Genomic DNA, 20634 nt, shown 5'->3' on the forward strand with positions numbered 1-20634 from the left:
TCGGTGGATAGGGGGCAGAGAGCGTCGACGAAGGGCGGAGAAGGCGGGATCGGTGCCGGGGAAGGGCGGGTCACGGCCATCCCAGCAGATCACGCAGCCGACTCTTTATGATCTTTCCGCTCGCATTGATGGGCATCTGCTCGAGTTCGAGGAAGGCGAAGTGCTTCGGAATCTTGTAGCCGGCCAGTTCGGCGCGGAGAAACTTGCCGAGGTCATCCGCTCCGGCGTAGGAGCCTGGCCGCAGGACGACCACCGCGCGGACCTCCTCGTCCCATTCCTCGCTGGGTACGCCGACGACGGCACACTCCATGACCGCAGGGTGGGTGTGGAGCAGCTGCTCGATTTCGGAGGCGTATACGTTCTCGCCACCGGTCTTGATCATGTCCTTGATTCGGTCGCGGAAGAACAGATTGCCGTCCTTGCCGCGGACGGCGAGGTCTCCTGTGTGCAGCCAGCCATCGCGAAGTACGTCCCTGGTGGCTGCCGGCTGCCCGAAGTAGCCCGTCATCAGTGCGGGCCCGCGCACGCAGATCTCCCCGAGTTCGCCATCCGGGATCTCCTGCCCGGCCGGATCCTGGAGCTGCACCTCGGCGAAGGTGTACTCGGACCCCACGGAGCCGTCGAGGTCAGGCCGCATGATGTCTGCGTTCCGCAGCCTGGTCACCATCGGACCTGCCTCGGTCAGCCCGTAGCGGAAGAAGAGCTCCACGTCGGGAAGGGCCGCCCGGATGGCCTCTTTGTCGTGCATCCGCAGCAGGCCCGCGCCCGAGTGGATCTGGCGAAGGCAGCGCAGGCCCGGGCGGCTCAGCACCCCTGCCGTGAGAAGGCGCCGCAGCATGTTGGGGGTGGCGAAGGTCGAGGTGACCCGTTCGCGCTCGACGATCTCGGCGAAGCCCTCCTCGGTGAACCTGCGCAGGACCGCCGTGGTGCCACCCGCGATGTAATGGGGCGCGAAGACGGTCAGTAGAGACGCGGAGTGGAATAACGGCACGGTGCACAGCCCGACCTGTCCCTGACCGGCTCCGAACCGCAGGTCAACCAGTTCGTTGACTGCGTTGAAGACCACGCTGCGATGGGAGAGCTCCACGCCCTTGGCGAAGCCCGTCGTGCCCCCGGTGAACAGAATCACCGCGGGGGCTTCGGGGCTGAGAGCGACGTCCGGTTCGACCGGTTCGTGGCCGAGGAGTTCCCCGTAGGAGCTCGCCTGGCCGAAGCAGCGGAACCTGTGGTCGATCTCGGCGTGCACGGCGGCGTCGAAGGCGGAACGGAACTCCTCCTCGACCAGGACGACGCTCGGCGTGGTCAGCGCAATGCCGTGGATCAGCTCGGCGGGCGTCCAGCGCCAGTTGAAGGGTACGTAGACGGCTCCTGCGGCGACGATGCCCAGGAACGTCTCCAGGGCAAAGGTGCTGTTTCCGGACAGCACGCCGACACGGTCGCCGGGCCGTACTCCGTTTGCCGTCAGGCCGGAGGCGAGGCTCCATGCCCGGTCCGACAGCTCCCGGTGGGTGCTTCGGCTCAGCCCGTCCACCGCCGCGGGAAGGTCGGGATGTCGGCGCCGGTTGAGCCGGATGAAGTCAGGGAGCAGGAACATCGGCGGCCTCCGTTTCTGGGTGGATGTGCGGGGACGCGCCCTGCGGCGACGGCGACGGCGACGCAGTGCTCGGAGGCGCCGGCCCCGGGTTCCCGGCGGCGCCCGTGGCCTGGCGCGGTGATCGGAGGACAGCCCGGAGAAACTCGGCGCGCGACACACCTAATCGGCGGCGGGCGCCCACGCGGTGGTGGGCGCTGCGCGGGCGTCACCGCCACCGCACGTCGACATACGAGCGTTCGTTAGTCTGCGTGTCCCACAGGGTAAGTGTGCTGGTAAGCGGCGTCAACGGCTGTATACGGGCGTAGACAAACTTACGTCCGTTCGTCTATGGTCACCGCGATCGCCGGTGCCTTCGGGAGCCTGGCCGTAGCCGTCTTCGACCAGCCGCGCCGGCGAGCCAGGCGTGAGCGCTGGGCAGCGAGGGAGAGTTATGAGCATCGAGCGTCAGACCGACCTCTTCATCGGCGGTCGGTGGGTTCCGGCGCGTGGGGTCGCCTGGGCAGATGTCGTCAACCCGGCGACAGAGAAGCCGATCGCCTCAGTGCGCAGCGCCGGCGACGCGGATGTCGATGACGCAGTGCACGCGGCCAGGGCGGCCTTCGAGGAGTACTCGCTGACATCGGTCGATGAGCGGATCAAGCTGCTGGAGCGGCTCCTCGAGGCGTACGAGCGGCGGCGCGACGACTTCGCAGCCGCGCTGACCCGCGAGATGGGCGCCCCGACGAGCCTGGCGCGGGGCGCGCAGGCGGACCTGGGCGTGGCCCACCTCCGGCGGACGATCGAGGCGGTGCGGCGCCAGGAGCTGGAGGAGGTCCGCGGGACATCGCGGATCATCTGCCAGCCAGCCGGCGTCGCAGCGCTCATCACGCCGTGGAACTGGCCCGTCAACCAGGTCTTCACCAAGGCGGCGTCGGCGCTGGGCGCCGGATGCACCATGGTGCTCAAGCCCAGTGAGTACTCGCCGCTCGATGCTGTGCTGTTCGCGGAGATCGTCGAGGAGGCTGGGGTGCCGCCGGGCGTCTTCAACCTGGTGTTCGGCGAGGGGCCTACCGTCGGCAGTGCGCTGGCCAGGCACCCCGGGGTGGACGTGGTCTCGTTCACCGGCTCGACCCGGGCGGGCCGGCAGATCCTCCGCGATGCCGCCGACACGATCAAAATGGTGCACCTGGAGCTTGGCGGCAAGTCACCCAACGTGATCCTTGATGATGCGGACCTGGAGACTGCCGTGCGCAACGGCGTCGCGGCATGCTTTTCCAACAGCGGACAGTCGTGCAGCGTGGCGACCCGGATGATCGTGCCGGCGCACCTGCTCGAGGACGTCGTCGCCATCGCGCGGAAGACCGCCGAGGAGTTCGTGACCGGCGACCCGACGGACGAGGCGACCGCCCTCGGTCCGCTGATCAATGATCGTCAATTCGCGCATGTGCAGCGGCTCATCCAGAGCGGCATCGACGGGGGCGCACGCCTGGTGACCGGCGGCCTCGGCCGGCCGGCGGGCCTGGAGCGTGGCTACTTCGTCCGGCCCACGGTCTTTGCGGATGTGACGCCGGCCATGAGAATCGCGCAGGAAGAGATCTTCGGTCCTGTCCTGAGCATTCTCACCTACGACACCGAGGATGAGGCGGTGCGTATCGCCAACGACTCGATCTATGGTCTGGCCGCCGTGGTCCAGTCCGCGGATCGGGCACGCGCCGTCCGGGTGGCGAGAAGGATCCAGGCCGGCCATGTGTACATCAACCACGAGTTCGCCGCGTACGCCGCCATGCCGTTCGGTGGGTGGAAGCAGTCTGGTAACGGCTATGAGCATGACGAGTGGGGTGTGCGGGGCTTCCAGATCCTGAAGGCTGTGCTCGGCGCCGAGGAATGACCCGGCCAGCAGCCCGGTGACGCCGGCACCCCGGCCGGCCGATTGTGTTCTTCCGGCCGGCTGGGGTCTCAGAGCGCAGCGAGTCTTACGATGCCGAGCTGGCGCAGAATTACCTGTGTGTAGCAGTCGACCACCTCCTCCAGTGACATTGGGCCGTCCTCCCGGTACCACGAGGACAGGTGCGTTCCGATCGCCAGGATCGAGTACGTCTGCAGACGGTTGTCAACGGAATCTTCGGGGAGGTCCGTGCCAGCTCCGGCGACGAGTCGCCGGAGCTGGCATTCGTACTGGTTCCGGCGGCTGGCCACTTCCTGGCGGGCCTCTGCCGTGAGAGCACGCAGCTCGGAATTTCCGATGAACACGTCCCGAGAATGGGTCGCGTGAAAGCGGAGATGACAGTCCAGAGCTCTGACGAGCCGCTTCTCCGCGTCCTCCTCGAAGCTGATGGCCTCCTGCATCGCGGCCAGTAGCCCGTCCATGATCTCTATCATGATCGTCTGGAGGAGCTCGTTCTTCCCTCCGATGTGGTTGTAGAGGCTGCCCACCTGGATTCCGACGGCCGCGGCTATCTCGCGAAGGGACGTCGCTTCGTAACCGCGCTCGTAGAAGAGCCGGGCGGCTGCCTCGCGGATCGCGATGGCCGTGGAGTTGCCGTTCGTTGGGGTCATGGGCCTCTCCCGACCATGTAGTTCTTCCGGCCACGTTTCTGGAATGCAACCCCAGTCTAGTCTCCGTGTGTTACGGACCCGGCACCATCCCGTTGCCGGATGATGGTTCGACTCGATGGCCACAGCAACCCATGGATCCTGAAACGGAGTGGCGTTCCGCGGGCACCTGATGACGCCTGACGACTGTGCACAGGTGGCTGCAGAACGCGTGTGGATCTCAACCTCGGGTGCGAACACGCGAGGCTTCTCCACCTCTTGCCAGCGCTACCAGCATAGCTTAGTGTGAACCACCTAACGAACGTTAGTCTCCCTAGCGTGATCGAGCTGGTTCGCGAGGGCGGGGGCAGAAAGGAGCGCGATGAAGACCAAAGCTGCTGTGATGTGGGAGAGTGTCGGGAACTTCGAGATCACGGAGCTCGATCTTGATCCGCCGAAGGCGAACGAAGTCCTCGTTCGCTACGAGTACGCGGGTCTGTGTCACTCCGATGAGCACCTGCGGCATGGCGATCTGGTCATCACGCCGCCGATGGTTGGGGGCCATGAGGGAGCGGGCGTGGTCGAGGCTGTCGGTCCGGGGGTCCGCGACCTCTGCCCGGGGGACCACTTCATCTCCTCGTGGATGCCCTACTGCGGCCGGTGCCGGTTCTGCATGATGGGCAAGTCGAATCTGTGCGACAACGGCGCCTATCTGATGGCTGGAAAGATGCTGGACGGCACGCAGCGGCTTCACGCCAGGGGGCACGACTTAGGCGGTGTCGATCTGCTGGGAACGTTCTCCCAGTGGAATGTCATTCCCGAGTCCGCCGTCGTGAAGATCGATGAGAGCCTGCCGCTGGACGTCATGGCGATCCTCGCCTGCGGGGTGCCTACAGGCTGGGGATCGGCTGTCTACGCGGCGGGCACGACGCCCGGCGACGTCACAGTCGTCTATGGCATTGGTGGCATCGGCATCAACGCCGTCCAGGGCGCCCGGCATGCAGGCGCCCGGGTGATTGTGGCAGTCGACCCGCTGAAGTTCAAGCGCGACACTGCACTCAAGCTCGGGGCCACCCATGCCTTCGAGACCGCGGCCGAGGCGCATACCTTTGTCTGGGACCTGACGCGCGGCCAGGGCGCCGACGCGGCGATCGTCACAGTCGGCCTGGTTGACGCGCAGGTCGTTTCCGAGGCTTTCACGATCATTCGGAAGGCCGGCACGGTGGTCGTGACGGCACTTGCCAACCCGAACACACAGCTGGCGATTCCGAGCCTCGAGCTCACTCTGTATGAGAAGAAGATCGTCGGGAGCCTCTTCGGGTCGGGCAGCCCACATCAGGACATCCGTAAGATGATCGATCTTTATCAGGCCGGGCACCTGCACCTGGACGAGCTCATCACCAGTCGTTACCCCCTCGAAGGGGTGAACAAAGGCTATGACGACCTCCTCGAAGGCGTCAACATCCGCGGCATTCTCGACATCGACCACTGACATCCGTCCGCAGGCTGGGGGAATATCAATGACGGCACCGGACGGTCAGGACTCGGGAGGCGTGCCCGTCGCCGAACTTGTGGCACGACTCGCGCGTCTCGAAGATATTCGTGCCATCGAGCAGCTCAAGTACCGCTATGCCGGCTACTGCGATGACTCGTACGATCCCGAGGGCATCGCCGGCCTTTTCGCCAAGGATGGCCGCTGGGTCGTCGACGGTGAGGGCGCGACTCTTACCGGCCATGACGAGATCAAGGCTCATTTTCGGGCGCTGTCGGAGCGGATCTCCTGGGCCCAGCACTATGTGATCGCGCCCCGGGTCGAGGTCGCGTCGGACGGCGAGACCGCCACCGGCCGGTTCTACCTCATCTGCTTCTGCACGATCGAGCGCACGGAAGACCCGAGTGAGAAGGATGCGGTGATTCTCACGCTCAACTACACCGATCAGTTCGTCAGGCGCGACGGGACCTGGTATTTCCAGGAACTGCTTGGTCGGACCCACCAGGTCTCCAACTGGGACCAGGGCTGGGTCAGGCAGCCCTTCCGGCCCTGACCCGGCGGGGAACCGCCTGAATCCCGGGACCGTGTACGTCCTCCCGGCCGGGCGGGGCCCGTACCGCCGCACGTTCCAACATTCTTCCCTCCAATTGTACAAAGGGGTTCATCGTGCCCAGAAGATGGCTGAGGCGGGCGGTCGTGGCGACCGCGGCGGTCTCGCTGCTCTCGGTCGCGGCCTGCTCTGCGAGCGCGCCGGCGACCGACTCCGCCGCGGATTCCGCGGAGGTGGGAGCCGCGGGTTCCGATAGAGCGGTTCCCGTGCAGCAGCTCTGCGGTGACCGGCCGCTCAAAATTGCCCATGTCGCGGGGTTCGGCGGGAACTCGTGGCGGCGCATCACGCAGGCGGAGCTGGCCGACGAGTTATCGGCCTGCGACAACGTGACGCTCAAATACACCCAGACCGACGGCGACCTGCAGAAGTACATCACCGCGATCAACTCCTACACGGCGCAGGGTTTCGACGCGATCATCACCTATGACGACTTCGGTAGTCAGGCTCTGAGCGCGCTTCAGCAGGCGCACCAGGCCGGAGTTGTCGTCGTGCCGTACATCTCCGACCCGGGCGGGAAGGTCGGAGTCGATTACGACGGGTACGTCCAGTACAACTTCGACACCGAAGGCGACGCCATGACGCGGTGGCTGGCCAAGATTGTCGACCCAGGTGCCCGCATGCTGTTCACGGGCGGCCTGGCGGGAGGCAGCCCCTCCACGCTGGCGCTGTTCGAGGCGGTCAGGCAGACGAGCGAGGAGATGGGTGATCCGGTCACCTCGCTCACGGATCAGCCGGTGCCCTCGAGCTGGGACCCTGCCTACATGCAGCGGGCGGCGGCGGGCGCGCTGGCGAAGTATAGCCAGATCGACGCCATCGTCTCCGACTACGGAAATGCCGACAAGGGGACGATTCGGGCGTTCGTGAATGCCGGCCGTAGTATCCCGCCGCTGGCGACATCGGCAACGGACAACGAGCTCGGCTGCATGTGGGTGGATCTGCACGAGGCGAACCCTGATTTCGAGCTGTTCACCCTGGACGGCACCACCACCGTTGTCCGGATCGCGGCACGAAAGGCGCTCGCAGCGCTGGGCAAACTGCCTGACAACGAGCCGACGAACTTCGACCTCAAGGTGTTCGTTGATACGGTGAACGGAAAGCTGCCGACCTGCAGGAAGGACCTGCCGCCGGACGCAGACCTCTCTTCCGCGCTGTCACCGGAGAAACTTGCCGCCGTTTTCAGCTGACGGTGCATCCGCGCAGTCAGGGAAGGAAGGAGGGATGCGGTGACGCAATCCGAAGTCGTTGACGACGACCGGCTGTTACCGACGGCCGATCCCCGGACGGTGGTCCTTCGGTTGGACCAGATCGAGAAGCGATACCCCGGTGTCCACGCGCTCAAAGGGGTGTCCCTGCGGGTGCACGCCGGGGAGATCCACGCCCTGGTAGGGGAGAACGGCGCCGGCAAGTCGACCCTGGTCGGCGTGGCGGCGGGATCCGTTCGCGCTGACACCGGCACCGTCGAGATCGGCTCGGCGGTCAGCGAGGAACCGTCCCCGGAGTGGGCCCGGGAGGCGGGCCTGGCCATCGTCTACCAGGAGCCGGCTCTCCTTCCGGATCTGACGGTGGCGCAGAACATGGCGCTGGCGATGCCGCAGGCGCAACGTCCGGCGCTGCGGGCGCAGGGGCGCTGGGCCAGGGAGATTCTCGACCGCTGGCAGTCGTTGGCCGACATCGATCCATCGCTGCCCGTCCGTGAGCTACGGCCTGATGCCCGCTTCGTGGTGGAGATCGGTCGTGCGCTGGCCGAACAGCCCCGGGTCATCGTGCTCGACGAGCCCACAGAGCATCTGCTGCCGGCGGCGGTCGAGGAGTTGTTCAGACTCGTCCGGGAGCACGTGGAACACGGGGGCGCGGTCGTCTACATCTCCCACCGCCTCGGTGAGGTGATGCGGATCGCTCACACGATCTCGGTGCTCCGCGACGGTGCGCTTGTCGGGACCTTCGACCGTGCGACGGTGAGTGAACCCGAGATCGTGAACCTGGTGGTCGGCCACGAGGTCACGGTCGGCGAACATCGGGCGTCCGGCGGCGACGTGCAGCAGACCGAGAGATTCGCCGTCCGTGGCCTTTCGGGACAGGCTTTCCACGATGTGACCCTGTCCGTGCGGGCGGGTGAGATCCTCGGGTTCGCGGGCATCGAGGGCCAGGGGCAGCGGGAGGTGCTCCGCGCGCTGGCAGGCCTGGAGGACGGCCGCGGGGAGGTACGGGTCAACGATCGTAAGATCAGTACCCGTAACCCGTCAGTCGCCCAACGCGGGGGAGTGCTCTATCTCCCGCAGGATCGGCATAACGAGGGCGTGTTCGCGCATCTGTCGCTGCGAGAGAACGCCGCCGTGACGACGCTCAGGCGGTTGTCGCGCTGGGGGCTGATGTCGACCCAGACCGAACGGCGAGCCATCCGCGGCCAGTTCGAGGCGCTCAGAGTCAAGGCGCCGTCGATGGATGTGGAGATCGCGTCGCTATCAGGCGGCAACCAGCAAAAGGTCGTGCTCAGCCGGGTGCTCCTCGCCGGCTCACAGGTGATCCTGGCCGACGAGCCCACCCAGGGGGTGGACGTCGGGGCACGCGAGGAGATCTACGAGATCCTCCGGGAGACCGCACGCCGCGGAATCGCCGTCATCGTTCTGTCCTCCTCGAGTGCCGAGCTCGCGCAGATCTGCGACCGGGTCGTGGTCTTCTCCCGTGGCCAGGTGGTGGCCGAGCTGGAGGGCGCGGCCCTCACGGACCACGGCATCACGCAGGCCGCGCTGACCGCGAGCAGGGCCAGGGCCAGCGCTGCCGAAGACGAGGCCACTCGACCCGCTCCCGCCGCCAACTCGGTACCACGGAGGCTGGCTCGCAACGACCTGATGCCCTCGGGCGTCCTGGCGCTGGCGATCCTCGTGCTCGGTGTGGTCGCGGTGAATCACACCGAGTTCTATCTGACGCAGCGGAACTTCAGTCTGGTGCTCCCGCTCCTCGCGCTGCTCGCCTTCCTCGCAATGGGTCAGCAGATGGTGATGCTCGTCGGTGGGATCGACCTTTCGGTGGGACCACTGGCAAGTTTCCTGGTGGTGGTGGGCTCCTTCTCGCTCGCTGCCTACCGCTCGCCGGCCGGCATGGTTTTCGGTGTCGTTCTGCTGGTCCTCGTCGCGGCTGCGGCCGGGACGGTGAACTGGGTGCTGGCGAGCGTTCTCAAGATCAGTCCGATCATGGCGACGCTCGTGACGTTCACCCTCCTGCAGGGGCTGGCGTTCCTGCTGCGCCCGCTGCCTGCGGGGCGGATCGACCCTGTGTTCCTCTCCAAGGTCCAGACGACCTGGGGGTTCGTGCCCGTGATGATGGTTCTTGCCATCGCGGTGGCGATCGGGCTCGAAGCATGGCTCCGGCTGTCGTCGCGGGGCGTCCGCTTGCGGGCCGTGGGTTCAAACCCACGAACAGCTGAGCGGATCGGACTGTCATCCCGCCGGGCCAGCCTTGTCGCCTATGTCGGATGCTCTGTGCTGGTCGTTCCAGCGGCCCTGTTGCTGATGGCCCAGGCCCGTACCGGGAATCCCAGCATTGGCGACAGCTACACGCTGTCCAGCATCGCGGCCGTGGTGCTGGGCGGGGCGTCCATCTTCGGTGGCCGCGGTTCGTTCGTGGGCGCGCTGGTGGGCGCGGCCCTCATCACTCAGGTCAACACCGTCGTGCAGTTCCTGGGCCTGGAACTCTACTGGCAGCAGTGGCTCCTGGCGGGACTCACGATCGTCTCCGTGGCCCTCTACTCCAAGACCCGGTCACTGATGACACGGAGCGTGGCATGAGCGCCCACCTCGTCGGCACCGGAGCGGGTACTGGCACGGACGGTGAGAGCAGAGCGCAGGCGAGCGACGGCGAGAACGGAGCGCGAGCAGGCAGCGGGACCGGGCCCGGCGCGCGGACGGCACCCCGGAAACTCCTGGCCCGCATGGGCCCCAGACGAGGTCGACGGTGGCCGGACTCCGCGCCAGTGCTGATCGTCACGGTCGCGCTGTTCCTGCTCAGCTGGTTGATCGCGCCGGGAAGCGTCTCGCGGAGCGGGATCGACTCGCTGCTGCCGTTCGCCGGCATCCTGGCGATGGCGTCGGTGGGGCAGACCCTGGTGATCATGCTGCGTGGCATCGATCTCTCCCTGCCCGGAATGATGACGTTAGCGGCTCTCGTGAGCAGCCAGTACGCCGCGGACCACGGCGACAACGTCATCGCCGCCCTGGCCGTCGTCACCGTCATAGCCGTCGTCATCGGCGTGCTCAACGGCGTCATCGTCACCGTGTTCTCGGTGACGCCGCTGGTTGCGACGCTTGCCATGAACGCGGGCCTGGTGGGCGCAGCGTTGGCCTACTCGGGCGGGACACCGACCCGGGCCCCGGAGGCAGTCGCCTCCTTCTCCCTGAACAAGGCCCTGGGGATCTCCAACACGGTCTGGCTGGCGCTCGGTCTCGTGCTGTTCACGGCGGTGGCGACCTCGCTCAGTACCTGGGGTCGGCGGCTGGTCGCGGTCGGAGCCAGCGAGCGAGCCGCACGGGTCGCCGGCATCCGGGTCGCCCGGGTCCAGATCGGCGGGTACGTCGCGGCGGCTCTGTGCTACGCCGGCGCCGGCGTAGTCCTGGCGGGTTATGTGAGCACCCCGAACACGAACGCGGGCAACTCCTACCTGTTGCCGTCGATAGCGGCCGTGGTGATCGGGGGAACCGCGCTCACCGGCGGGCGGGGCACGGTCGTGGGCTCGGCGATCGGGGCGCTGTTCCTCAGCCAGCTCACCCAGCTGGTGTTCTCCCTCGGCGCGCCGTCGTCGACACAGTTGATCGTCCAGGCGGCGCTGATCGGGATCGCCGTCACAGTGCGCGGCCTCGATCTGCGTGCCTGGCTGGCGCATCAGACCACACGGAAGGCGAGGCACTCATGAGTGACGCAGCGGGAACCCCAGGCGCGGGCCGGGTCGCTGGCAAGGCCGCCTTGGTGACAGGCGCCGCTCGAGGACAGGGCCGAAGCCACGCCCTGCGGCTGGCAGCGGAGGGAGCGGACGTCATCCTCCTCGACGCCGTGTCGTCGATCGAGAACATCGAGTACCCGATGCCGGACTCTTCCGCGCTGGAGACGGTTGCCAAGGAGGTCCGTGCACTCGGCCGCCGCGCGGTGGCGGTGGAGGCTGATGTCCGAGATCTGGACGCCGTTGCGGCCGGGACCGCGGCGGGGGTGGCGGAACTGGGCCGCCTCGACATCCTGGTCGCCAATGCCGGTGTTCTCGGCAGGGGCCGTCAGACCTGGGAGTTCAGCCGCGAGGAGTGGGACACCGTCGTCGACATCAATCTGACTGGTGTCTGGACGTCCGTCAGGGCCGCCGTACCCCACATGATCGAGGCCGGGAACGGCGGCTCGGTGGTGCTGGTCAGCTCCATTGCCGGACTGCGTGGAATTCCCGGAGTCAGCAACTACTCGGCGGCAAAGCACGGTCTGGTGGGTCTGGCGGCCTCGTTGGCGAACGAAGTCGCGCGACACGGCGTCCGAGTCAACACCGTGCACCCCACGAACGTTCACACGCCCATGATCGACAATCCCGCGTCGGCTCGAATGTTTTCGCCGGGTCTGGAGAATCCGGATGTCGACGACACGGCCGAGGTGCTGCAGCGCATCAATCTGTTCCCGATTCCCTGGGTCGAGGTCGAGGACGTGTCCGCAGTAGTCCTGTGGCTGTCGTCGGACGAGTCCAGGTACGTCACCGGAGCCGCGATCCCCGTCGACGCCGGAATGCTGGTCAAGTACAACGGGTGACCGTCGTCCAAGCATGTGCGCGGCGCGACCATCTTCGTCTCGAAGGCCTGAAGGGCAGCTTTTATGAAGCTTGGCGGTGTCTACTTCTTCACCGACGACGGGCCTGACCCCGTCGAGTTCGCGCAGGCGGCGGAAGCCTATGGGTTCGAGTCGCTCTTCCTGCCTGAGCACACACATTTTCCGCTATCGCGGCGGACGCCGTACCCCGCGGCCTACGGCGGGGGGGAACTGCCGTCCTTCTACCTGCACACGCTGGACCAGATCGTCACCCTCTCCATGATCGCTTCCGGCACGCGGACCCTCCTGCTCGGCACGGGCGTCTGCCTGCTGGCCCAGCATGACGCGATCGCGAAGGCGAAGGAGCTTGCCACCCTCGACTTCCTGTCGAACGGACGTCTCCTCTGCGGCGTCGGTTTCGGCTGGAATCAGGACGAGGCCGAGTCACATGGCGTGGTCTGGAAGCGGCGGTTCAGCATCCTCCGGGACAAGGTCCAGGTGATGCGTGCCCTGTGGACCCAGGAGGAGGCCAGTTACGAGGGCACCGAGGTCTCGCTCGTGCCGAGCTGGTCCTGGCCCAAGCCGAAGCAGGCGGCTGGCCCGAAGATCTACCTGGGGGGCGCCGGCCCCACCACCATGCGGCACGCCGCGCAGTGGGCGGACGTCTGGTACGTCGTGCCACCGCCGCATGATCCCACGCTTGAGGCGTCCATTCCCGCGTTCTGGAGGACCGTCGACGAGGTCGGCCGCGACCGCGACTCGATCAGCATCGCAGTGGCCTCGGCGCCGCCGGACCCCGCGGTGCTTGAGCGCTACGCGGCGCAGGGCGTGGAACGGGCCGCCCTGTGGATCGACCCGGCCGCGAGTCCGGCGGGAGGAATGGCGAACCTTGACGCGGTCGCCAAGGTGGTCGCCGCGTTCAACAGCTGAGCCCAGTGGATCAGTGCCGCGTGGCGGGTGCCTGGCCGCCTGCCCGCGCTCCAGCACTTCGGAACCGGGAGCTATCGACGATGTCTTTCGACGTCCGCACGCCGCCCCACGTTGGCCGGGGGCCGAATTTTGACGATCTGACTGTGGGAACGGTCATCGATGGTCCTGGCATGACGATCACCGACGCGCATCTGGTCACGTGGGCCGGGCTGACCGGCGACATCGTCTCCCTGCACCTGGACGAGACGCTCGCGGCGCAGACCCGGTTCGGATCCCGAATCGCGCACGGGCCGCTGATCATGAGCCTTGGGCTCGGTCTGTTCACACAGACCGGAATGCTCCGCAACGTCGTGGCCTGGCTCGGGGTCGACCGCGTTCGCGCCCTGTCGCCGGTGCGTATCGGAGACACCGTGCACCCGCGAGTGACGCTCACGGCTGCCCGCACTACGTCCTCCGGCGACCGGGGCATCTGGACCTTCGCCTACGAGATGGTAGATCAGCGTGACGAGGTGGTCATGACCTTCACGAGCGACCTCATGATTGCGCTGTCGTAGACAAACGAGCGTTCGTTTGTTAAGGTCGGATGTGTCGGATGTGTCGGATGATGTGGTCGATGTCAGTGGGTGGATGCGGGAGGGGATTCGCGATGCGGCTGGCCAGAATGCGGACATCCGAGGGCCCACGGGTTGTGGTCAGCCTTGACGGGGTGACATTTCTCAGCCCGTTCGAGACCTTCGGAACGGCCTTTGCAGCCGGGATACTTGAGAATCCTGGCGAGCATGCCGTCGCGGAGATTTCGGCCCCGGTCGAGGTCTCGCTTCTACCGGCGGCCGACCCGGTGTCGAAGGTGATCTGCGTCGGACACAACTACCGCGATCACATTCTGGAGCTGGGTCATCCGCTGCCCGAGTACCCGAACGTGTTCAGCAAGTTTCCCGAGGCGCTCGTCGGGCCCGCTGATCCGATAGTGCTCAGTCCCGAGGCGAAGGCGTGGGACTGGGAGGCCGAGCTCGCGCTGGTGATCGGCCGGCGAGCCCGCCGTGTCTCGCCCCGGGAGGCGGGTGCCTTCATCGCCGGCTACACGGTCGCCAATGATGTCTCCGCGCGCGACTGGCAGCGTCGGGGGACCCAGTGGCTGCTGGGAAAGACCTTTGAACGGACCACGCCGATCGGTCCCTGGATCGTCGCCGGCACTGTGGTCGATCCGCGGGACGGCCTGACCGTCACCTGCTCTGTGGACGGTGTGGAGAAGCAGCGGGCCTCGACGAAGGATCTCGTCTTCCCGCCCGACGTGCTCGTCTCCTACCTCTCGCACGTCCTGGCACTGCGGCCCGGTGACATCGTTCTCACCGGCACGCCGGGCGGGGTGGGAGTGGCGCGCCAGCCGGCGGAGTTCCTGGCGCCGGGCAGCGTCGTCGTCACCACGGTCTCGGAGCTCGGCACCCTGCGGAACGTGTGTGTCGAAGCCGACGTCCACTGAATCGACCGAAAGGCTGTCGGATGTTCTCGAAAATCCTCGTGGCCAACCGTGGTGAGATCGCGGTTCGGGTCATCCGCACCTGCCGCGAGCTCGGCATCGGGAGCGTCGCCGTATATTCCGATCCTGACCGCGACTCCCTGCACACCCGGCTGGCGGACGAAGCCGCGGCCTTGGACGGGGCGGGTGCGAAGGACACCTATCTCGACCAGAACAAAATTATTGCGGCGGCTGTGGCCTCCGGCGCGGAAGCCATTCATCCCGGCTACGGGTTCCTGGCTGAGAACGCCGGTTTCGCCCGTGCGGTCGATGCCGCCGGTCTGACCTTCATCGGGCCGCCGGCCGCGGCGATCGAGGCGATGGGTGAGAAGGTCGCCGCGCGGGAGACCGCGGGCACCGCGGGAGTCCCCCAGGTCCCGGGCAGCAAGGGCGCGATCACCACTGTCGACGAGGTCGTCGAGTTCGGGCGTCAGCACGGCTATCCACTGGCGATCAAAGCCTCCTACGGGGGCGGCGGCCGTGGGATGCGCACAGTGTGGAACGAGGGGGAGGCCGCTGAGGCGTTCGAGGCCGCGCGCCGTGAGTCTGCCGCCGCGTTCGGCCGGGACGAGGTGTATATCGAGCGATATCTCGCCAACGCTCGGCATGTGGAGGTCCAGGTCTTCGCCGACACCCACGGCACCGTGGTCTGGCTCGGCGACCGCGACTGTTCGGTTCAGCGTCGGCATCAGAAACTCGTCGAGGAGGCCCCCGCACCCGGTCTGTCTCCGCGGCTGCGGCAGGCGATGGGGGAGGCCTCGGTTCGGCTGGCGTCGGCGGTCGGCTACGTCGGGGCCGGCACGGTCGAGTATCTCGTCGAGGCTGAGCGGGACGCCTTCTACTTCCTTGAGATGAACACGCGGATCCAGGTCGAGCACCCGGTCACCGAGGAGACCCTCGGGCTCGACCTGATCGCCGAACAGATCCGCGTCGCCGGTGGCGGCCGCCTCAGCGTCACCTCCTCAGGGCCCTCCCCCCGCGGGCACGCCATCGAGATCCGCGTCAACGCGGAGGACGTCGCGGAGGGCGCCTTCCGGCCGTCCCCCGGGCCGGTCAGCACGCTGCGGGTGCCCGTCCGCCCGGGCGTGCGGTTCGACGGTGGCTACGACACCGGCGACGAGGTGCTGCCGTACTACGACAGCCTCGTCGGCAAGCTGGTCGTGTGGGCGCCGACAAGAAGCCACGCGATCGAGCGCGCCCTGGGCGCCGTCGCCGAGCTGCAGATCGAGGGCATCCCCACAACACTGCCCGCGGCAACCGTGATCCTGAACCATGCCGACTTCCAGAACGCCCGGATCAGCACCCGCTGGCTCGAGCACGAGGTGGACCTTCCCGCACTGCTGCCGGCACCCGGAGTGGCGACCGACCCCGACGACTCCGATCACCCTGACCACGCTGACCAGGCCGCCGAGAACGACGAGCTGCTCGATCGGCAGGAGGTCTACGTGGGTGGCCGCCTCTACCGCATTCCCCTGCCCGCGGCGCCGACGCTGACAGCCGTCGCGGCCCCGTCCGCCGCGGCCAGGAACGGAACCGCCGGCCGGCGACGTGGCGAAGCTGCCGCGCGTCGCCCGAAGAAGGCCGCCGCCGGGACGGGCGCACTGGTGAGCCCCATGCAGGGGACGGTGATCAAGATCAATGTGAAGGAGGGCGACCTCGTCGAGGAGGGCCGGGTCGTGCTCGTCCTGGAGGCCATGAAGATGGAGAACCCGATACGGGCAGCGATCGCCGGAACCGTGACATCCCTGCTCGCGACACCGGGCCTGGTGGTCAGCACAGGCACCCTGCTCGGCGAGATCACACCGTCGGCGGGCTGAGCCGACCTATCCGGGAGACATCATGACTCAGACCACACCGGCACCCGCGGTGGTGCGTTCCGATCCCCACGAGGAGCTTGAACGCAAGCTGACCGCGGCCCGCCTCGGCGGGAGCGAGACACAGCGGCGCAAGCAGGTCGAGGCCGGCAAGATGCTCGTCCGCGACCGGCTGGCCCTGCTCTTCGACGACGGCTGGAGCTTCGAGGACGGCCTGCTGGCACGGTTCGAGGAGGGACTGCCCGGCGACGCGGTGGTCACCTGCGTCGGCAGGGTCGATGGCCGGACCGTGTGCGTCATCGCGAACGACTACACAGTCAAGGCCGGAACCTGGGGCAAGCGCACCTTCGAGAAGATCGTCAACATGCAGCGGACCGCCGACGACATCGGGGCACCGCTGGTCTACCTGTTCGACTCCGCCGGAGCACGCATCGACGAGCAGTTCGAGAGCTACGCCGGCCGCCGGGCCTGGGGGAACATCTTCTACAACCAGGTCCAGTACTCCGGGCGGATCCCGCAGGTCTGCGCCCTGTTCGGGCCCTCGCCGGCCGGGTCGGCATACGTGCCAGCGCTGTGCGACCTCACGATCATGGTTCGGGGTCGGGCCACCGCCTACCTGGGTTCTCCGCGGCTTGCCCAGATGGTGACCGGGGAGGACGTGACGCTGGAGGAGATGGGCGGCGCGGAGATGCACTGCCGCACCTCCGGCCTGGGAGACGTCCTGGTCGAAGACGACGAGGAGGCCATCGCGGCGATCCGTGTCTGGCTCTCCTACCTGCCCCAGCACTGGCAGGAGGACCCGCCGCGGGCCCAGCCGCTGGAGCCCGCAGACGGGCGCACCGTACGGGAGATCGTCCCGGAGCGGGAGTCGGAACCCTTCGACATGGTCGAACTGATCAACGCGGTGGTCGACGACGGCTCGTTCTTCCCCTACAAGGAGCTTTTCGCCCCGGAACTGGTCACCGGGTTCGCACGTCTAGACGGCCATCCGGTCGGCATCGTGGCCAATCAGCCGATTCATCTGGGTGGCGTGCTCTTCCCCGACTCCTCGGACAAAGCGGCGCGATTCATCTGGATCTGCAACGCCTTCAACATTCCGCTGCTGTTTCTTGTCGACATCGCCGGCTACATGATCGGCTCGGAGGTCGAGCGGAACGGCATCATCCGGCACGGGGCGAAGATGCTGTACGCCGTCGCCGACAGTCGGGTCCCGCGGATCACGGTTCTGGTGCGGAAGGCGTATGGGGGTGGCTATCTGGCCATGTCGGGAGCACCGATGAACCCTGATGCGGTGATCGCGTTGCCGACCGCCAAACCCGCTCTCATGGGCCCCGACGCCGCCGTCAACGGAATTCACTACAACCGGATCCAGAGCATCGAAGACCCCGCGGAACGTGCGGCCTTCATCAAGGAGAAGCAGGACGAGTACGCTGCCGGGATCGACGTGTTCAAGATTGCCAACGAGAACGCTGTGGAGGCCGTGGTACCGACGAGCCTCCTGCGGAACGAACTCGTCTCCCGTCTGGATGTCTACCGCCGGCGCCCCCGTACCGGCCCGGCCCGCCGTGTCGGCGTCACGCCGGTCTGAGTGGGGGCCTGTCACATATGATCATCATGGGCTGGCGATGTCTGCCCGGCGCTGGGCCCGGCCGTCCCAGCCGCCGTGGACAGGCCGAGCTGGCGGAAGGTGAGCTCGGTGTAGACCCCGACGATGCGCTCGAGGGGAAGCTCGCGCGACTCCCGAAACCAGGACGCGAGATGCATGCCCTGGGCGAGTATGGCGTAGGTCTGCAGCCGAGAGTCGAGAAGAGGCAGCCGCGCGAACTGCGCCGCGGTCTCGATGGCCCCTCTCAGCAGGAACTCGTACTCCCTGCGGCGGCCCAGAATGAGCTGCCGCTGGTCGGGGGAAAGTGAACGCAGCTCGGAGTTGCCGATGAAGGTCTCCTTCGCGTTTTTCGCATGAAAACGCAGGTGGTTGTCGATGAGTGCGCTGAGTTGTCTGACCGGATCGGGGCCCGCGTTCTCAAGTGCCTCCCGCGAGGAGCTGATAAGTCGATCCATTATCGACGTCATGATGTCGGCGAGCAGCTCGTCCTTGCTGCCGATGTGGTTGTACAGACTCCCGGCCTTGATACCGACCCGGTCGGCGAGCATCCGCTGTGACGTCGATTCATAGCCATGCTGGAAAAAAAGTGCGACCGCTGCGGCCCTGATCTCGGCGCGAGTTCGCGCTCCATCTCGTGGTCGGTTCTGCATCTGCTCTCCCCGGCTGTTGTCGACGCGTCTTTCGGCTCCACGCGGCAGTCGGTTGCCATTATACGCTAACAAACGTCCGCCTACGATTCTTCGTTCGGACAATCAAGAAGGGTGGGTGAGTCGGTGTGGCTCTCCATGTAGCGAAACAACAGCTGAAGGTCATTCGATCGGCGGACCTCGGTGAGCTCACGGCCCAAACCGAGGGCGCGCTGCGCCGATCCGGGGTGAGCAAGGAGAACAGCGACGCGACCGGAATCTGGCTGGGAAAGGTGCACACCCCGGCCGGCTACGCGTCGGAGGCCCACCACCACGGCAGGGCCGAGACGGCTGGCTACGTCCTCAAGGGCCGCGCCTACATACTCTTCGGTGAGAACTACCGGGAGCGGGTGGATCTGGAGGAAGGCGACTTCATCTTCGTTCCGCCGAGCCTGCCGCACATCGAGGGAAACGCCTCCGACGTCGACGAGCTGGTCTGGCTGACAGCGCGCCATCCGGACAACATCGTCATTAATCTGGGACGCCCCGATATCACGACCCGGGCGTAACTCCGACCTTCGCGGACCTTTACCGGAGTCGTCACCTCCTGACGTCCCGGACCGGGGGCCGGTGGCGGTACGCCGCTTCTCCTGAGACGGCAGTGCCGCTGCCGGGTCTCCCCGTGGGGCTGATCTCTGCGACCCGACAACCACGAGCGGTCCGGCAGGCCGTCGAGAGGTGACGTATGGACAAGACACGGTTTGAATCGGTCGCCGAAGCACAGCGGCGCGCGCGCCGCCGGCTGCCGTCGTCGGTCTACAGCGCACTGCTCGCCGGCTCGGAGGCGGGAGTGTCATACCGGGACAACACCGCCGCCTTCGACGAGCTCGGCTTCGCCCCGCACGTGGCGGGGCTGAAGGAGAAGCGTGACCTGAGCACAACCGTCCTGGGCCAGCCGCTGGCACTGCCGGTCGTCATCTCCCCCACCGGGGTGCAGGCCGTCCATCCCGACGGGGAGGTGGCCGTCGCCCGGGCGGCGGCGGCCCGCGGCACCGCCATGGGCCTGAGCTCGTTCGCGAGCAAGCCGATCGAGCAGGTCATCGCCGCGAACCCGCAGGTCTTTTACCAGACGTACTGGATGGGCACCAGGGACTGGATGGTGCGGCGCCTCGAGCACGCCCGGGATGCCGGCGCGGTCGGCCTGATCGTCACCCTGGACTGGTCGTTCTCGCACAGCCGGGACTGGGGAAGCCCCTGGATCCCCGAGCGGCTCGGCCTCAGGGCCATGGCAAGGCTGGCACCGCAGGGGCGCGCACGGCCCCGCTGGCTGGCGGCCCACCTGCGCGCCGGCCGGCTCCCCGACCTCACCGCGCCGAATCTGGCCGAGCCGGGTGAGCCCGCCCCCACGTTCTTCGGCGCCTACGGCACCTGGCTGCAGACACCCCCACCCAGCTGGGACGACATCGCCTGGCTGCGCCAGCAGTGGGACGGGCCGTTCATGCTCAAGGGCATCAGCCGGGTCGACGACGCCCGGCGTGCCGTGGATGTCGGGGCGAGCGCGATTTCGGTGTCCAACCACGGCGGCAACAACCTCGACAGCACCCCCGCCCCGATCCGGGCGCTACGTGCAGTGGTCGAGGCGGTCGGCGAGGACGTCGAGGTGCTGATGGACGGCGGCATCCGCCGTGGCGGCGACGTGGTGAAGGCACTGGCGCTCGGCGCTCGGGCGGTCATGATCGGCCGTGCATACCTGTGGGGGCTGGCCGCTGCCGGGCAGGCCGGGGTGGAGAACGTCCTGGACATCCTGCGGGGCGGGATCGACTCCACCCTGCTCGCGCTCGGCCACTCATCCATCCACGACCTCACTCCGGACGACATCCTGGTGCCCGACGGCTTCCCGTACCCGTCCGCCGCCCCGCCGGCCCGGTGATCACCGGCATTCCGCGGAGAGGCGGGCACCTGTCCTGGCTGACGGCGAGACCCGAAAAAGCCCCAGAACTGACAAGAAAGTGCGAGCACGTCTATAAGTCGCGGTGAGTAGAAAAAGTGCTCGGGCGAAGAAGCGGGAGGTCGTACGGCATAGGCTGGCTAGGCCGGGCTTTCCTGGGCACGGCGCTGGCCAAGGGGTACGCCGAGGAGGTGCATACGATGCCGGGACGGCGGACC

Annotated in this window: 17 protein-coding genes; 14 read left to right on the forward strand and 3 right to left on the reverse strand. The window is 67.1% G+C overall.

Going from position 1 to position 20634, the window contains the following annotated elements; all coding sequences use genetic code 11:
- Positions 1-70 precede the first annotated feature (70 nt).
- The gene (locus E0504_RS37465) at positions 71-1594 is read right to left on the reverse strand and encodes a class I adenylate-forming enzyme family protein (RefSeq protein WP_112107507.1); all 1524 of its coding nucleotides are present in this window, start codon (positions 1592-1594) and stop codon (positions 71-73) included.
- Between the two features lie 430 nt (positions 1595-2024).
- Here E0504_RS37465 and E0504_RS37470 point away from each other — a divergent pair, with 430 nt between their 5' ends.
- Positions 2025-3461, forward strand: coding sequence for an aldehyde dehydrogenase family protein (locus tag E0504_RS37470; RefSeq protein ID WP_112107506.1), 1437 nt, complete (start codon positions 2025-2027; stop codon positions 3459-3461).
- Between the two features lie 68 nt (positions 3462-3529).
- On the opposite strand, the gene E0504_RS37475 is transcribed toward E0504_RS37470, so the two are convergent.
- Entirely contained in the window at positions 3530-4129 is a 600-nt protein-coding gene (locus E0504_RS37475; RefSeq protein WP_112107505.1) for a TetR/AcrR family transcriptional regulator, read from the reverse strand.
- A gap of 358 nt (positions 4130-4487) precedes the next feature.
- Between E0504_RS37475 and E0504_RS37480 the strand changes: the two genes are divergently transcribed.
- The 11 genes from E0504_RS37480 (at position 4488) to E0504_RS37530 (ending at position 17824) form a co-directional block, all read left to right on the forward strand.
- Positions 4488-5597 (forward strand): NDMA-dependent alcohol dehydrogenase, encoded by a 1110-nt coding sequence (locus tag E0504_RS37480; RefSeq protein ID WP_112107504.1) that lies wholly within the window; start codon positions 4488-4490, stop codon positions 5595-5597.
- Between the two features lie 28 nt (positions 5598-5625).
- On the forward strand, positions 5626-6150 hold the full coding sequence (locus E0504_RS37485) for a nuclear transport factor 2 family protein (RefSeq protein WP_200835353.1): 525 nt from the start codon (positions 5626-5628) through the stop codon (positions 6148-6150).
- Between the two features lie 263 nt (positions 6151-6413).
- Positions 6414-7391, forward strand: a complete 978-nt coding sequence (locus E0504_RS37490; protein ID WP_207974653.1) for a substrate-binding domain-containing protein — start codon at positions 6414-6416, stop codon at positions 7389-7391.
- A 39-nt stretch (positions 7392-7430) separates the two neighbouring features.
- Positions 7431-9992 carry an ATP-binding cassette domain-containing protein gene (locus tag E0504_RS37495; protein ID WP_112107502.1) on the forward strand — a complete coding sequence of 854 codons (2562 nt, stop codon included), beginning with the start codon at positions 7431-7433 and terminating at the stop codon, positions 9990-9992.
- Complete coding sequence (locus tag E0504_RS37500; RefSeq protein WP_200835351.1) at positions 9989-11113, forward strand: ABC transporter permease; 1125 nt, start codon at positions 9989-9991, stop codon at positions 11111-11113. The genes E0504_RS37495 and E0504_RS37500 overlap by 4 nt, the downstream gene beginning before the upstream one ends.
- Complete coding sequence (locus tag E0504_RS37505) at positions 11110-11979, forward strand: mycofactocin-coupled SDR family oxidoreductase (RefSeq protein WP_112107501.1); 870 nt, start codon at positions 11110-11112, stop codon at positions 11977-11979. The genes E0504_RS37500 and E0504_RS37505 overlap by 4 nt, the downstream gene beginning before the upstream one ends.
- 63 nt (positions 11980-12042) lie before the next feature.
- The gene (locus E0504_RS37510; protein WP_112107500.1) at positions 12043-12906 is read left to right on the forward strand and encodes a TIGR03619 family F420-dependent LLM class oxidoreductase; all 864 of its coding nucleotides are present in this window, start codon (positions 12043-12045) and stop codon (positions 12904-12906) included.
- Positions 12907-12986: 80 nt separating this feature from the next.
- A complete protein-coding gene (locus tag E0504_RS37515; RefSeq protein WP_112107499.1) occupies positions 12987-13460 on the forward strand; it encodes a MaoC/PaaZ C-terminal domain-containing protein in 474 nt (157 codons plus the stop codon).
- Between the two features lie 92 nt (positions 13461-13552).
- A complete protein-coding gene (locus E0504_RS37520; protein ID WP_131626794.1) occupies positions 13553-14386 on the forward strand; it encodes a fumarylacetoacetate hydrolase family protein in 834 nt (277 codons plus the stop codon).
- 20 nt (positions 14387-14406) lie between these two features.
- Positions 14407-16239: a biotin carboxylase N-terminal domain-containing protein gene (locus E0504_RS37525; RefSeq protein WP_131626795.1), complete on the forward strand. Its 1833-nt coding sequence runs from the start codon at positions 14407-14409 to the stop codon at positions 16237-16239.
- A 22-nt stretch (positions 16240-16261) separates the two neighbouring features.
- Entirely contained in the window at positions 16262-17824 is a 1563-nt protein-coding gene (locus E0504_RS37530; RefSeq protein WP_131626796.1) for an acyl-CoA carboxylase subunit beta, read from the forward strand.
- 11 nt (positions 17825-17835) lie between these two features.
- Here the strand turns inward: E0504_RS37530 and E0504_RS37535 are convergent, their stop codons facing one another.
- Positions 17836-18492: a TetR/AcrR family transcriptional regulator gene (locus E0504_RS37535; protein WP_112107493.1), complete on the reverse strand. Its 657-nt coding sequence runs from the start codon at positions 18490-18492 to the stop codon at positions 17836-17838.
- A gap of 125 nt (positions 18493-18617) precedes the next feature.
- Between E0504_RS37535 and E0504_RS37540 the strand changes: the two genes are divergently transcribed.
- Together E0504_RS37540 and mftD are read left to right on the forward strand one after the other, a co-directional pair.
- Positions 18618-19037, forward strand: coding sequence for a cupin domain-containing protein (locus E0504_RS37540; protein WP_200835349.1), 420 nt, complete (start codon positions 18618-18620; stop codon positions 19035-19037).
- Positions 19038-19213: 176 nt separating this feature from the next.
- A complete protein-coding gene (gene mftD, locus E0504_RS37545) occupies positions 19214-20398 on the forward strand; it encodes a pre-mycofactocin synthase MftD (RefSeq protein ID WP_131626797.1) in 1185 nt (394 codons plus the stop codon).
- Positions 20399-20634: the final 236 nt, after the last annotated feature.

It is taken from the genome of Parafrankia sp. BMG5.11 (assembly GCF_004337455.1).

Coding starts and splice junctions, on each gene's coding strand:
- E0504_RS37465 (WP_112107507.1), bottom strand. CDS start 1,594: ATGTTCCTGCTCCCTGACTTCATCCGGCTCAACCGGCGCCGACATCCC.
- E0504_RS37470 (WP_112107506.1), top strand. CDS start 2,025: ATGAGCATCGAGCGTCAGACCGACCTCTTCATCGGCGGTCGGTGGGTT.
- E0504_RS37475 (WP_112107505.1), bottom strand. CDS start 4,129: ATGACCCCAACGAACGGCAACTCCACGGCCATCGCGATCCGCGAGGCA.
- E0504_RS37480 (WP_112107504.1), top strand. CDS start 4,488: ATGAAGACCAAAGCTGCTGTGATGTGGGAGAGTGTCGGGAACTTCGAG.
- E0504_RS37485 (WP_200835353.1), top strand. CDS start 5,626: ATGACGGCACCGGACGGTCAGGACTCGGGAGGCGTGCCCGTCGCCGAA.
- E0504_RS37500 (WP_200835351.1), top strand. CDS start 9,989: ATGAGCGCCCACCTCGTCGGCACCGGAGCGGGTACTGGCACGGACGGT.
- E0504_RS37505 (WP_112107501.1), top strand. CDS start 11,110: ATGAGTGACGCAGCGGGAACCCCAGGCGCGGGCCGGGTCGCTGGCAAG.
- E0504_RS37510 (WP_112107500.1), top strand. CDS start 12,043: ATGAAGCTTGGCGGTGTCTACTTCTTCACCGACGACGGGCCTGACCCC.
- E0504_RS37515 (WP_112107499.1), top strand. CDS start 12,987: ATGTCTTTCGACGTCCGCACGCCGCCCCACGTTGGCCGGGGGCCGAAT.
- E0504_RS37520 (WP_131626794.1), top strand. CDS start 13,553: ATGCGGCTGGCCAGAATGCGGACATCCGAGGGCCCACGGGTTGTGGTC.
- E0504_RS37525 (WP_131626795.1), top strand. CDS start 14,407: ATGTTCTCGAAAATCCTCGTGGCCAACCGTGGTGAGATCGCGGTTCGG.
- E0504_RS37530 (WP_131626796.1), top strand. CDS start 16,262: ATGACTCAGACCACACCGGCACCCGCGGTGGTGCGTTCCGATCCCCAC.
- E0504_RS37535 (WP_112107493.1), bottom strand. CDS start 18,492: ATGCAGAACCGACCACGAGATGGAGCGCGAACTCGCGCCGAGATCAGG.
- mftD (WP_131626797.1), top strand. CDS start 19,214: ATGGACAAGACACGGTTTGAATCGGTCGCCGAAGCACAGCGGCGCGCG.